Annotated in this window: 12 protein-coding genes; 3 read left to right on the forward strand and 9 right to left on the reverse strand. The window is 67.1% G+C overall.

Going from position 1 to position 13,595, the window contains the following annotated elements:
- Positions 1–272 precede the first annotated feature (272 nt).
- On the forward strand, positions 273–1,325 hold the full coding sequence (locus tag QZH66_RS01800; protein WP_305804232.1) for a glucokinase family protein: 1,053 nt from the start codon (positions 273–275) through the stop codon (positions 1,323–1,325).
- Positions 1,326–1,529: 204 nt separating this feature from the next.
- On the opposite strand, the gene QZH66_RS01805 is transcribed toward QZH66_RS01800, so the two are convergent.
- Together QZH66_RS01805 and QZH66_RS01810 are read right to left on the reverse strand one after the other, a co-directional pair.
- On the reverse strand, positions 1,530–1,931 hold the full coding sequence (locus tag QZH66_RS01805; RefSeq protein WP_305804311.1) for a VanZ family protein: 402 nt from the start codon (positions 1,929–1,931) through the stop codon (positions 1,530–1,532).
- Complete coding sequence (locus QZH66_RS01810) at positions 1,919–3,103, reverse strand: SAM-dependent methyltransferase (RefSeq protein WP_305804233.1); 1,185 nt, start codon at positions 3,101–3,103, stop codon at positions 1,919–1,921. Before QZH66_RS01810 ends, QZH66_RS01805 begins: the two co-directional genes overlap by 13 nt.
- Before the next feature lie 54 nt (positions 3,104–3,157).
- On the opposite strand from QZH66_RS01810, the gene QZH66_RS01815 reads away from it, so the two are divergent.
- Positions 3,158–3,895 carry a pteridine reductase gene (locus QZH66_RS01815; protein WP_305804234.1) on the forward strand — a complete coding sequence of 246 codons (738 nt, stop codon included), beginning with the start codon at positions 3,158–3,160 and terminating at the stop codon, positions 3,893–3,895.
- 18 nt (positions 3,896–3,913) lie between these two features.
- Here QZH66_RS01815 and folK read toward each other — a convergent pair whose 3' ends face one another.
- Positions 3,914–4,402, reverse strand: coding sequence for a 2-amino-4-hydroxy-6-hydroxymethyldihydropteridine diphosphokinase (folK, locus tag QZH66_RS01820; protein WP_305804235.1), 489 nt, complete (start codon positions 4,400–4,402; stop codon positions 3,914–3,916).
- Between the two features lie 90 nt (positions 4,403–4,492).
- Here folK and QZH66_RS01825 point away from each other — a divergent pair, with 90 nt between their 5' ends.
- Entirely contained in the window at positions 4,493–5,254 is a 762-nt protein-coding gene (locus QZH66_RS01825; RefSeq protein ID WP_305804236.1) for a 20S proteasome subunit A/B, read from the forward strand.
- Positions 5,255–5,279: 25 nt separating this feature from the next.
- On the opposite strand, the gene QZH66_RS01830 is transcribed toward QZH66_RS01825, so the two are convergent.
- The 6 genes from QZH66_RS01830 to QZH66_RS01855 all read right to left on the reverse strand — a co-directional run bounded on the left by QZH66_RS01830 (position 5,280) and on the right by QZH66_RS01855 (position 13,581).
- On the reverse strand, positions 5,280–6,797 hold the full coding sequence (locus QZH66_RS01830) for a response regulator (RefSeq protein ID WP_305804237.1): 1,518 nt from the start codon (positions 6,795–6,797) through the stop codon (positions 5,280–5,282).
- 6 nt (positions 6,798–6,803) lie between these two features.
- Entirely contained in the window at positions 6,804–7,244 is a 441-nt protein-coding gene (locus QZH66_RS01835) for a response regulator (RefSeq protein WP_305804238.1), read from the reverse strand.
- The gene (locus QZH66_RS01840; RefSeq protein ID WP_305804239.1) at positions 7,241–9,058 is read right to left on the reverse strand and encodes an ATP-binding protein; all 1,818 of its coding nucleotides are present in this window, start codon (positions 9,056–9,058) and stop codon (positions 7,241–7,243) included. The genes QZH66_RS01835 and QZH66_RS01840 overlap by 4 nt, the downstream gene beginning before the upstream one ends.
- Positions 9,059–9,285: 227 nt before the next feature.
- Positions 9,286–9,639: a BON domain-containing protein gene (locus QZH66_RS01845; protein WP_305804240.1), complete on the reverse strand. Its 354-nt coding sequence runs from the start codon at positions 9,637–9,639 to the stop codon at positions 9,286–9,288.
- A 222-nt stretch (positions 9,640–9,861) separates the two neighbouring features.
- Positions 9,862–11,073 (reverse strand): hypothetical protein, encoded by a 1,212-nt coding sequence (locus QZH66_RS01850; protein WP_305804312.1) that lies wholly within the window; start codon positions 11,071–11,073, stop codon positions 9,862–9,864.
- 330 nt (positions 11,074–11,403) lie between these two features.
- Entirely contained in the window at positions 11,404–13,581 is a 2,178-nt protein-coding gene (locus tag QZH66_RS01855; protein ID WP_305804241.1) for a carboxy terminal-processing peptidase, read from the reverse strand.
- Positions 13,582–13,595 lie beyond the last annotated feature (14 nt).

Here is a 13,595-nt window from a genome sequence, read left to right on the forward strand (position 1 = left end):
CCACCAGCAGCGCATTCACCGCCAGCCTGTTCTCCCCTCCTCGCCCAAGGGCGATGGAGCCTCTTCGCGGCAGGACCAGTGAAACCCGGGCCAGACTGGGCCTGATCGGCGCCAGGAGGCCGACACCGCAGTGAATTCCAACGCGGCCGGTACGCAGGGACGCCGCGCCCGCGTGGGCAGCCGCGGACCATCCGTTGACAGCGTTGTCGAGGCGATCACAGACTCCACCCCCAATCCCCCTCCCCACGGGTGGGTACCCCAAGGGATTCCGAGTGACCGCCACCATCCCCCCCCAGTCCGCACCGGCATCCGGCGCCGGTGATCCGCCGTTCCTGGCCGCCGACGTCGGCGGTACCCATGTCCGCATCGGCCTGGTCCAGCCCGGTGCCGGCCCCACCGCGCCGATCACCCTGCTGGCCTATCGCAAGTACCGCTGCGCCGATTACCCCAGCCTGGGCGCGATCCTGGCCGACTTCCGCCAGCACCTGCCGTCGGTGCGCGACTGCGTGATCGCCAGCGCCGGCTGCCAGCTGGCCGATGGCAGCGTCATCACCGCCAACCTGCCCTGGCCGCTGTCGCCCGCGCAGCTCCGCGACGCGCTGGGGTTCGATGCGGTGCATCTGGTCAACGACTTCGAGGCCGTGGCCCATGCCGCCGCCCAGGTCGATGCCAGCCAGGTGTTGCAGCTCACCGGCCCGCCCACCGCGCCGCGCGGGCCGACCCTGGTGGTCGGCCCCGGTACCGGGCTGGGCGCGGCGGTGTGGATTCCGCTTGGCGGGCGCTCAGTGGTGCTGGCCACCGAAGCCGGGCAGGCCGCGCTGGCCACCGGCACCGACCTGGAAATGGCGGTGCTGCGGCGGTTGCTGCAGGGCCGCTCGCATGTCCCCACCGAACAGGCTTTGTCCGGACCGGGCCTGCTCAATCTGTACACCGCGTTGTGCGCGGTCCGCGGCCAGCGCCCGCAGCACGCCCGCCCCGATGCGGTCAGCGCCGCGGCCCGCGCTGGCAGCGACCCGCTGGCGGTGGAAACACTTCAGCTGTTCTGCGGCCTGCTCGGCAGCACGGTCGGCGACATGGCCCTGCTCTACGGCATCCAGGGCGGCATCTATCTGGCCGGCGGCATCCTGCCCCGGATCAGCGAGTTGCTTTTGCACAGCAGTTTTGTCGAGCGGTTTCTCAACAAGGGCCCCATGCGCAAGGCGCTGGAACGCATTCCCGTGAAGCTGGTCGAACACGGGCAGCTGGGCGTCATCGGCGCCGCCCGCTGGTATATGGAAAAGACCGCCCCACCGGGACCCGGCACCACTGGAGCAGCGTCGCGGTGATTTCCCGCCGCCGACCCCCTGCCAGGCCCGCGCGGTTTTCCAGGAAGGGGGGGGGTGGAACACGCCGGCCCTGCGGCCGGTCGGGCGGATCGATGCCCCGCTGCCGGGCGTTGCCCGGCACTACCGGAATCAAGCTCGGCTGCCCGGCGTTGCCCGGCACTACCGGAATCAAGCGTTTCTAGCCACGCTGCTGGCCGTGCCGCGTCAGCGGCGCGCCTGCGCCCGCAGCAGCCAGTCACGCAGCGGTGTCAGCGCCGTGGCCATGCCCGCGACCACGCCCAGGCTGTTGGCCAGTGCATCCATCGGGTCGGCCATGCGGGTGTCGGTCCAGGCGCCTTGCGCCCATTCGATGCCGATCCCCATTGCCACCAGCCCGAGGCCGATGCCCAGCAGCACGCGGCCACTGCGCCACAGCTGCACCGCACCGGCGGCAAGCAGGAAATAGGCCAGCAAGTGCTCGATCTTGTCGCTGTTGTCCGGCAGTGGCGGCAGCGGGGGCGGCGGCATCAGGCACACCACGACCACCGCCAGCACGGCGATCCACCACAGGCCCAGCCACAACCACGGCCGGCGCAGCGGTTTGAGCGCGGCGATCACAGCCGCCAGGTCAGGTCGCCGAGCAGGAACGAGGCCGACAGATCCACCTCGCGGCTGAAACCCATCACCTGGAAACGCTCACCCATTTCGCTGGGCAAGGTCAGCCGCTTGACCTGCTCGCGCAGGCGCACGCGACCCACTTCATCGGCGCGCGCTTCGGCCTGCTCCAACAGTCCGGTGAGGCCATTGCCAAGCAGGAAGCTGGCCTGGCTGCAGTAGCCGGCCAGTTCGTAGCCGGCGCCGGTGCCGGCTTCGGCCAATGCGGTGAAATCCACCGAGGCGGTGAGGTCCTGCAGGCCCGGCCAACGGTGCACATCGTTGTGCATGCGGTGACGGTAGAACGCGCGCAAGGTGCCGTCACTGCGGTCGGCCTGGTAGTACTCCTTGCGCGAATAGCCGTAGTCGACGAACAGCATCGCGCCGCGCTGCATGCCACCGGCCACCGCCTGGATCCAGTACGGCAGCTGGACCAGCACCTCGGAACGGTAGGTGCCGGCAAACGGCGACTCCAAGTACTGTTCGATATGCCGTACCGCAGCGGTCAGCATCGCATCGGCCGGCAGCTCGCCGCGGATGAAACGGCCTTCCCCGTCCAGCTTCACCGCCTCCTCGTAGAGGTTGCCGTCGCGGGCCAGGAAGCGCGGCGTAGGCAGGGCGTCGATCACCTCGTTGGCGAACAGCACGCCGTCCCAGTCGTCCTCGAACGGCCGGTCCAGCCATTCCACCAGCGCGAACACCGGCGGAATCAACGTCTGCTGCAGCCGTTCGCGCTGACGCTGGCGCAGGTCCGCGCTCGGCTCCAGGATCGCGTAGCGCTCGGGCAACGCATCCAGTTCCAGCAACCGCTTGAGCATCACCTCGGCAAATGCGCCGCTGCCACCGCCCAGCTCCAGCATCCGCGCCTGCGGCCCGAGCTGCTGCAATACCGGCGCCAGTGCACTGGCGGTGGTGGCGGCAAACAGCGGTCCCATCTCCGCTGCGGTGACGAAGTCGCCAGCGGCGCCGAATTTGCTGGACCCGGCGCTGTAATACCCCCAACCGGGGGCATACAGCGACAGTTCCATGAAGCGCGAGAACGGGATGGCGCCACCGTTGGCGAGGATGTCGGCACGCAGGTGCGCCGCCAGCTGGTCGCTGTGGGCCAGCGCTTCGGGATCGGGCGTGGGCAGGTCGGGATGCATGTGACGGCAGATTGTGTGGACAATGCACAGGATAGCCGAGCAAGGAAACAGCAGATGAGCGATTCCCAACGGGTGGCCCTGGTCACCGGCAGCGCACGTCGGATCGGCGCGGTCATTGCCCGCCAGCTGCACGGGCACGGCTACCGGCTGGCCCTGCATGCCCACCGCTCCAGCGACGCGCTGCAGGCGCTGGCGTTCGAGCTGGAAGCCGCGCGCCCGGGCAGTGTGCTGGCGCTGGAAGCGGATCTGCGTGACCCCGAGGCGGTTCCCGATCTGATCGAGCAATGCGTGGCGCAGTTCGGGCGTCTCGATGCGCTGGTCAACAACGCCTCCAATTTCTATCCCACCCCGGTCGGCCAGGTCAGCGTGACGCAGTGGGACGACCTGTTCGCGGTGAACGCGCGCGCGCCGTTCTTCCTGGCCCAGGCCGCCGCGCCGCACCTGCGCCGCCAGCGCGGGGCGATCGTCAACCTGACCGACCTGCATGGCACCCAGCCGCTGCGCGACCATCCGGTCTACAGCGCCGCCAAGGCCGCGCTGGAAATGGTCACACGCACGCTGGCGCTGGAACTGGCGCCGCAGGTGCGCGTCAACGCCATCGCGCCCGGCGCGATCCTGTGGCCGGAACTGGGCAAGAGCGACCAGGCCAAGCAGGCGCTGCTGGAACGCACGCCGCTGGCCCGCACCGGGACCGCCGAGGAAATCGCCACGGCGGTGCGCTGGCTGCTGGACGAGGCCCCGTTCGTCACTGGCCACACCTTGCGCCTGGACGGCGGCCGCACCCTGACCTGAGCGCCGGCATGGCCGGGATCAGGGCGCCAGCGGCAGCGTCTGGAAGTGCTGGCCGAACTGCGGGTGCGCCCGCCACATCGCCTGCAACGGCAATCCGCTTACCGGATCGATGAAATCCGGGGCGATATCGGCCAATGGTTTGAGCACGAAGGCATGCTTCAACTCGGGCCGCGGAATCCGCAGATTGCCCGGCCCGGCCTGCACCAGATCGCCGTAGTAGACGACATCGATATCCAGCGTGCGGTCGCTGAAACGCGGGCCGCTGCGGTCGCGGCCGTGGGCGTCTTCCAGGGCGTGCAGCCAGGTGTCCAGCGCTTCCAGCGGCAGCGTGGTTTGCAGCGCCACCGCATTGTTGAGGAAGTCCGGGCCTTCGAAACCCACCGCCGCGGTCCGGTACGTCGGCGACACCCGCAGCGCGCCGAAGCGCGCGCGCAGCGCCTGCACGGCGGCACGCAGGTGCTGCTGCGGTTGCAGATTGCTACCCAGGCTCAAAAGCACAGTCGTCATCGGATTTTTACTTGTCTGCGGCAACGATGCACCCGGTCGGCACGATCGCGTGGCCACTTGCAATCAGGGCGCACATCATATGGCACGGGCATGACTTATTGCGTCGGAATCGAAGTCGACGAGGGCCTGGTCTTCGCCGCGGATACCCGCACCAACGCCTCGTTGGACGATGTCCGCGTGCACCGCAAACTGCATGTTTTCGAATACCCGGGCGAAGCGGTGTTCGTGATCATGACCGCGGGCAACCTGGCCACGACCCAGTTGCTGATATCGCGCCTGCAGCGCGATGCCGAGGCGCGTACCACCCCGAGCCTGCGCAGTTTTCAGCACATGTTCGAGGTGGCCGAGCACGTCGGCCAGATTCTGGTCGACAGCCAGGTGAAGGCGACGGACAGCCACCACGACAGCGGCATCAACACCCAGGCGACGCTGATCCTCGGCGGCCAGGTCGCCGGCGAACAGCCGGGCCTGTACATGATCTATCCACTGGGCAACGCCATTGCCGCATCACCGGAAACCCCCTATCTGCAGATCGGGGAATCCAAGTACGGCAAACCGATCCTGGACCGCATCGTGCAGCCGCGCATCCATCTGGAAGACGCCGCACGCACCGCGCTGCTGTCGCTGGATTCCACCCTGCGCTCCAATCTCTCGGTCGGCCTGCCACTGGACCTGGCGCTGGTCCGCACCAATGATCTGCGCATCAGCCAGCAGATGCGGATGACGGCCGACACCCCGCTGTATGCCCAGATCCATACCAGCTGGTCACGCAAGCTGGAGCAGGCAGTCACCACCCTGCCACGCTTCCCGTGGGAAAAAGATGCGCCACCGGCGATCTGTCCGCCCTATTGAGGCGTGCCCGGCGCCAGCGCCGGGGTCACTGCAGCGCGTCGGCCACCGCATGGAATACCCGCTGCATTTCCAGCGGTTTTGGCAACACGTGCACGTCGATGCCCGCGGGCGAATATCCCGCCGCGAACGTCGGCGCGCCCGCCTCTTCCAGTACGATCGCCGGGCCGCAGTACCCCAGCTCGCGCATCTCGTGCAGCAGCTGGCCGGCCGACAGCAACTGGATGCCGCTGTCCACCAGCACCACCTCCGGCAATCCCGCGTCCTGGATATGGCGCATGGCCGCCGCCCCGTCGGCGGCCAGCCGCAGTTGGTAGCCCTGGCTGGACAGGGCGTTGCCCAGCAACGACAGCCGCGTGGCCTCTCCGTCCACCACCAGCACCCGCTGCCCCCTGCCCGCCGGCACCAGCGGCGCATCCACACTTTCACGACCCTCGGTCTGCAGCTGCAGCGGCAACAGCAGATCGAAACAGGTGCCCACTCCGGGCTCGCTGTGCACGTGGATGCTGCCGTGGCTGCTTTCGATGATGCGTTTGCACGACACCAGCCCCAGCCCGGTGCCATTAGCCTTGGTGGTGAAAAACGGACTGAACAGCCGCGCCTGGGTCTGCTCATCCATGCCCACGCCCTGGTCCTGCACCCGGATGCGCAGCAGATCGGTGCCATCGACACCCTGCACGCATTCGGCAATCAGGCTCAGGCGCCCGCCCTGCGGCATCGCCTGCAGCGCGTTCAACGACAGGTTGAGCAACACCTGCTGCAGCTCGGTGTAATTGGCTTCCACCGCCAACCGCTCATCGGTGACGTCGATAAACAGTTCCACATGTGCCGGCATGCTGCTCTTGAGCAGCATGCCGACCCCCTGGAACAGCCGTTGCACCACGATCCGTTCGCTGGGCTGACGCGAACCGCGCACGAACGACAGCATCGAGTCGACCATTTCATGGCCGCGCCGGCCGCATTCGGCGACCACGTCGGCCAGCCGTCCGAGCTGCGGATCGGCGCTGCGGCCGCGCATCAGGTCCGGCACGATCAGCAGCGGTTGCAGGATGTTGCGCAGGTCATGGCTCAGGCCAGCGGCCAGCAACGCCAGGCTCTCCAGCCGCTGCGCGCGCATGAGTTCTTCGTCAACCCGCATCCGTTCGATCGCACTGCGGGCTTCGCGCACCGCCCGCGCCACTGCCGAGGGCAGCCGCGCCGGGCTGTGCTTGATGATGTAATCGTTGGCGCCTTCATGCAGCGCCTGTACCGCGTTTTCCTCACCGATCGTGCCGGAGACGAAGATGAAGGGAACCCTGGGATGCAGCTCGCGCAGGATGCGCAACGCCTCGTAGCCGGAGAATCCCGGCATGCTCAGGTCCGACAGCACGATATCCGGCGCGCCCCGCGCCAGCGCCGCGCGCATCGCCGCGCCCTGGTCCACCCGCTCGAAACTCGCCGCCAGCCCGGCCTCGAGGATCTGGTCGGACAACAGTTCGGCATCCTCGGGCGAATCCTCCACCAGCAGGATCCGCAGCGTACCCAACGGGTTGCCATTCAGCGGCATCGGCAGTTACTCCAGCTCCGGGGCCTGGTTGATCACCGCCCAGAAGGTGCCCAGTGTCTTGACCGCAGTGAAGAACTGGTCGACATCGACCGGCTTGACCACATAGGCGTTGACGCCCAGATCCCAGCTGCGCGCCAGGTCGGTTTCCTCGCGCGAGGAAGACAGGATCACCACCGGCAGACGCTTGAGCTCCTCCTCGTTGCGGATGCGCTGCAGCACCTCCAGCCCGTCCATCCGCGGCATCTTGATGTCCAGCAACAGCACCGCCGGCAGGCCCGGTTCGCGATCGGCAAAGGCACCGCGGCGCAGCAGGAAATCCAGCGCCTCGACGCCGTCCTCCACATGCACGATGGGATTGGCCAGGCGCGCATCGCGCAGGGCGTCAATCGCCATTTCGGCATCGGCCGGGCTGTCTTCAGCGATCAGGATGGTGCGCAATGGGTTCATACGATGGAGCCTTTTTTGTTCGCGTCGAGCGCGGAAGGAAGAATGAAATGGAAGGTGGTGCCCTGATCAACCGCGGATTCGGCCCAGATGCGGCCACCGTGGCGCATCAGCACCCGGCGCACGCTGGCCAGGCCGATCCCGGTGCCGGGGTACTCGCTGGCCTTGTGCAGGCGCTGGAACACCCCGAACAACTTGCCGGCGTAGGCCATGTCGAAGCCGACGCCGTTGTCGCGAACGGTGAACTGGTGGCCGCCGTCGGCCAGCGGCTGGCAGGACACCGCGATCGCGGCGGTGGCACGGCCGGTGGTGTACTTCACCGCGTTGCCGAGCAGGTTCAACCACAGCTGGCGCATCATGTTCTCGTCGGCCAACACGATGGGAAGCGCGCCGATATGCCACTCGATGTGGCGCGGCGCCGCGTCCGCGCCCGCCTCGGACTGCAGGTTGGAATCGAGCAGGGAGCGGGTGTCTTGCACCAGCGACTGCATGTCCACCGTCTGCATCCGCATCGCACCACGGCCAAGGCGCGAGTACACCAGAAGATCATCGATGAGCGTCGACATCCGCCGCGCCGAACTGCTGATCACCTCCAGGTAATGACGCGATTTCTCGTCGGCGGAGTCACCCAGATAAGCGGTCAGCTTGTCGGAAAAGCCGGCGACATGGCGCAGCGGCGCGCGCAGATCGTGGGACACCGAGTAGCTGAAGGCCTCCAGCTCGCGGTTGATCTCGGCCATCTGTTCAACCTTGCCCTCAAGCTGGTGGTTGAGTTCTTCGACCCGTTTCTGCACCGCGCGCTGCAAGGTGACATCGCTGACCGTCATCAGCACCACCTCATCGTCGCTGTCCGGCAACGGCATCCGCCGGGCATTGATCAGCATGGTCCGCATCACGCCATCACCCGCGCATTGCTCGTGTTCGTGATCCCACAGCTCGCGCCCGCGCAACAACACGTCGGCCAGGCGCTGGTGGATGAGCGGATCGCTCCATGCGCCATCGCCCAACTGGTCCAGCGGGCGCTGGTTGATGTTCTCCTCGGCCAATCCATACAACTCGGAGAACGCGGGATTGTGCAGCACGACGCGCTGCTCGGCATCGAGCAGCACGATCGGCTCGCGCACCGTCTGCAGCACCGAAGAGGCCCGCGCGCTGGATTTGAGCGAGCGCCGCTCGGCTTCCAGGCGGTGCCTGATCTGGCGTTGCAACAGCAGCATCACCACACACAGCAGCAGCAGCTGCAGCGCCAGCGCAATCCACGACACCAGTGACGCCAGCCGCTGCTGGCTGAAGGAAGCCGCGGTACGCTGCTGCAGCAACCGCTCTTCGTACTGCTGCAACTGGTTGACCAGATCGCGGATCGGGTAGCGGGTGGCCATCTCCTCCACCAGCGCCAGCTGCCGGGGAGACTCCGGAATGGCGGCAATCTGCTGGGCCAGGCTGATGCGCTGTTCAATCATCGATTCGATACGCCCGAGCCGCACCAGCTGTTCGGGACTGTCCTGGACCAGCGCCGACAACTCCCGCAGCGTCGGGATGATCTCGTCGGCCCGGCGCAAGCGCTCACGCAACATCGGCGTGTCGATGCCCTTGGACAGGGTCAAGGCCGCCGATTCGACTTCACGTATATCCGCTTGCAGGTTGTACAGGCGTACCCCCACCTGCTGGGTGTGCATGACCCAGTTGGACGCTTCGGCACTGTCTTTAGCCATCCGTTGCAGAACCAGCGACGGCAGCACGATGATCAACGCCGCCACCAGCGCCATTACGGGCAGCCGCCAGCGATGCCACCCTTCGTCCACCTGCCTGTTGTGCATCCTCACCCCTGCATAGATTCCGCTGTTCCGTCCGTTGCGAGAGCTTCCCTTGCCTCCAAACCCACTGTGGGCAAGGGGTCAGCAGCGCACGCCACTCCGGAAAAACACCCGCACCCGACCGGAATGGAAGCATTGCATGATTCGCATAGCGAGTGAAGCCGGAGCAACTGCCACGAAAAAGGCGCGTTCCGCGGGGAACGCGCCCTGGACGGGAACTGACGGAAGCTTCAGCGCTTGGTCGCGTCCACCTTGAGGTCCATTGCCTCCACCCGGCTGACACCCTTGATCTTTTTGGCAACGCCGATGGCACGCTCGCGTTCGGCTTCGCTGCCGACACTGCCACTGAGGGTCACCACGCCATTGACCGTATCCACTTTTATTTCGGTACCGGACACATGCTTGGTGGCCAGCAGATCCGCCTTGACCTTGGTGGTGATCCAGCTGTCACTCACCGGCTCGTGGGATTCGCCCTTCACATGGGCGGCCGGGGGATTTTCGGCAAAGGCGGCGCCTGCTGCCAACGCCAGGCCCAGAACCGCAGCGGAAGCCAGCAGCTTGCCGGTACCGGAATGATTGTTCATGTTTGAAATCCTCCTAGGGGTGGGGTGGACCGAGTCTCGGTGAAGCGGTGTGCACACCATGTCGGTTCCTCCCCACCCTTGCCTGAAGGGTTCAGTTCCATGCCCCCTGTTGCGGCACTGCGGCAGCACGACGGATCGAGGTCCGCCGCCGCGGCGCCCGACGTTGGCCACATGCCGGCCCGGCGCGCGGCGGCAGGATTGCGCCCATGGCGCCGTCCCGTTTCACTGCGGCGGTGGCGGATGCACGGCACTACCGGCAGCGCCGCAGTGATCCACCCGGGCGTGCAGCCAGCGCTGCCATATCGTGGTGGGCAGGTTGTGCAACGCCAGATTCAACGAATACGGCGTACGCGGATTGCGGTCCAGCAGACGCACGATGTGATACCCGACCGGGCGCACGCCCTTGGGATGCACGTAGATTTCAAAGCCGGCATAGAACGGATCGGCCAGCAGCTGGTCCAGCTGCCGCAGCAATGGCTGCTGCGCCGCCGGCAGCGCCTGGCGCAGGGCCCGGTCACGTTCGTACAGCAACCGCTCGAAACGGCGCCGGCCGGTTCCGGGCATCTGCGTGGCGATTTCCCAGATGCGCCGGTTGAGGCGGTCGTAGTGGGCAAAACCGTCATGCCGGGCCAGCGCTGCCGCGGCCGCGGCGCTGACATCGGTGATGACGAAGTTCTCGGCCTGGTTGTGGATGTCATCCAGATGGCTGCGATCAAATACATGCTCGATGAAACCCGGGGCACCGACGAACGCCTGGCGGCCCAGGCGTGCGGTCTTTTGCGCCTTGCCGTCGGCGAAGCGTTCGCCGGCACTGGCGCCGAGCAACACGCTGGGGGTGTCGTGCAGGGTCAGGAAAGTGCCGATGGAAAGCTCGCCGGCGGTAAATGCCTGGTCGAACGCGGCATCGCCGAACAGTTCGCGCAGCGTCGCCAGCTGCGCGACCTGGCGGCCCACACCGCATTCCGACCGCACCCGCCCGCTGTAGAACGTCTCCAGCGCCCTCGAGTTGCTGCCCAGCGGCGCATAGCCGCGGCCGAAACTGCGAAAGCGCTGCCAACCTTGCGCCTGCGCGCCGCCCATGCCGAAACCGATCCAGCCCAGCTGCAGCGCCGAAAAGCGGTAATGGCTGTTGTCCTGAAGCCGGCGCGTGGCCCGGCGCGTGGCCGCCCCCAACTCGAACCCGAACGCGCAGCGGGTGGCCGGATGCTGCAGCAGCTCGCGCACCAGTTCCGGGTGCTGCGCCAGATCGTAGTGCGCGGGGACCAACACCCGCAGGTCCCCGGCCGCCTGCGCCGCGGGCAAGTCCGCACGGTCACATGGCGCCCCCGCCTCAATGCGCGGCTGCGCCACCGCGGCTGTCAACAGCTGCCACCCCAGGCCTTCCAGCACCTTGGCCTCGCACATTGCCGGCGACTGGGCGAAGGCCCCCGGCATGAACCCCAGTGCACAGACCCGCATACCCGTGCGCAGGACCCAGCGCTGCACCCGGGCGCTCATCGCGGCGCCCCGTCAACGAGGGAGGGGCCGCCACCCGCAGGCACGGCGTGCGCCGCACCCCGCAGGAAAAGCCGTCGATAACGCCCGGCTTTCCGGCGCAGGCCGCGGACATGGCGCCCGCAGCCTCCCGACCGGCGCACAGCTCCGTTCGCGGTCCGGCTTGTGGTCATGGGTGCTCCGCCAGATTGCAGACGGCAGACAGCATAACGCCGCCAATGCCAGCGGCATTGACGGCGCTCTATGCCGTGCAGCAGCGGCCGGACGGAGTCAGTTGGCCCAGCGCCCCGGTCCGGTGGACTGCGGCAGCACCTGCGCCGAGAGCGGGCGATCATGCTCGAGCAGGTTCACCGCGTCGGAGAGGATCGAGGCCGACTCGCGCAGCAACGGATCCGGACGCTTCTCAGCCGCCTTCTCGCGCGCGGCATCCTTGACGATGTCGCGCTCGTTGCCGGTGAGGCCGTCATCGTTGGTGTCATCGGCCAGTGGATCCAGCGCCAACCCCAGCTCCTTGCGGATTTCCTGCCGCTGCTTGCGCTGTGCCTCCTGTTTCTCGCGCTCGGCCCGCCGCACGCCTTCATTGAGCGAGATGTACTTCTTGGCCGCCTCGGCACGGAACTGCTGCACATCCTCTTCCCACCACTGGAATTCGCGGTCGGTGGCAATGCGGGCGCTGTGCAGCGTTTCCAGCTTGGGCATCAGCGGACTGAAATTGCCGTACTGGATGTGCGGGACCGCGGCAATGCGCGTCCACGGCAGCGCGTTGTCGTAGGTGCTCTCGCCGAACTCGCTGGCATCGACGCTGGCCGGGAACGCCAGGTCCGGCACCACGCCCTTGTGCTGGGTGGAAGAGCCACTGATGCGGAAGAACTGGGCGATGGTCAGTTTGACCTGGCCGAAGCGCTCGGTCTCACTGGCCGGCCAGCGGTCCAGCGGCACCACGTTCTGCACGGTGCCCTTGCCGAAGCTGGTTTCACCGATGACCAGGCCACGGCCGTAATCCTGGATGGCGCCGGCAAAAATCTCCGAGGCCGAGGCCGAGCCGCGGTTGATCAGTACCGCCAGCGGGCCATCCCAGGCCACGCTCTGGTTGCGATCGCCATTGACGGTGACGCGGCCGCCGGCTTCGCGCACCTGCACCACCGGGCCCTGTTCGATGAACAGGCCGGTCAGCTCGATCGCCTCATCCAGCGAACCCCCGCCGTTGTTGCGCAGGTCCAGCACCACACCGTCGAGCTTGTCGGTCTTGAAACCGGCCAGCAGCTTGGCCACGTCGCGGGTGGCCGAGGCGTAATCGCTGGCGTTGCGGCGGCGGCCCTCGAAATCCTGATAGAAGGTCGGCAGCTTGATCACGCCGATCCGGCGCGCCGGCTCGGTGGCCGTCGCCGGAATGGCCATCGTCTCGGCCTTGGCCGCCTGTTCGGACAGGCGCACCTTCTGCCGGGTCAGGGTGACATGGTGGTGCTTGCCGTCCAGCCCCTCTTCGGCGGAGAGGAATTCCAGGCGCACCTGGGTGTCCTTGCTGCCGCGGATCTTGGCCACGACATCGTCGATGCGCCAGCCGATCACATCCTCGATCGGCCCGGACTTGCCCTGGCCGACGCCGACGATGCGGTCACCCGGCTTGAGCGTGCCATCCAGCGCGGCCGGCCCGCCGGCGATGATCTCGCGGATCACCACCATATCGTCCTGCCGTTGCAGCTGTGCGCCGATACCTTCCAGCGACAGCGACATGGCCTGGTTGAAGTTCTCGGCGGTGCGCGGGGTGAAGTAGTCGGTATGCGGATCCACCGCGCGGGTGTAGGAATTGAGGAAGAACGAGAACACGTCCTCGCCCTTGAGCTCGTTGACCGACTTCAGCAACGTGGCGTAACGCTTGTCCAGGGTCTTGCGGATCTCGGCGGCCGGCTTGCCGGCCAGCTTCAGTCGCAGCCAGTCGTTCTTGACCGACTTGCGCCACAGCTCGTCCAGCTCGGCGGTACTGGCCGCCCACGGCACGTCCTTGCGGTCGTACTCGAATTTCTCGTCGGTGCTGAAATCGAAGTCCTGCTTGAGCAGCTTGCGCGCATACGCGATGCGATCGGCCACACGCTGCTGGTAGACCGCGAACACGTCGAACGCCGGGGCCAGCTCACCGTTGCGGATGGCCGGTGCCACCGCCGCTTCATCCGGGGCAAAGCGCGCGATATCGGCCTGGGTGAAGAACTGCTTGCCGCTGTCGAGCGTCTCCAGATAACGCTTGAACACGTCCTTGGCGGTTTCCGCATCCAGTGGCCGCGGCCGGTAGGCATAGCGGCTGTCGGACAGCAGGCCGTACACCAGCTTGGAGGTCGTGGCCTGGTCTGCCGTGGCCGCCATCGGCTGCAAGGGCGTGTCGGCCCGGGCCAGCAATGCGATCGGCGCCGTCAGCGCAAAGGCCAGCAGGAAAGCGGGGACTCTGTAATTCATCTACGTACTCTGGG

Source organism: Stenotrophomonas sp. YIM B06876, assembly GCF_030711595.1.
Taxonomy (GTDB): Bacteria; Pseudomonadota; Gammaproteobacteria; order Xanthomonadales; family Xanthomonadaceae; genus Stenotrophomonas.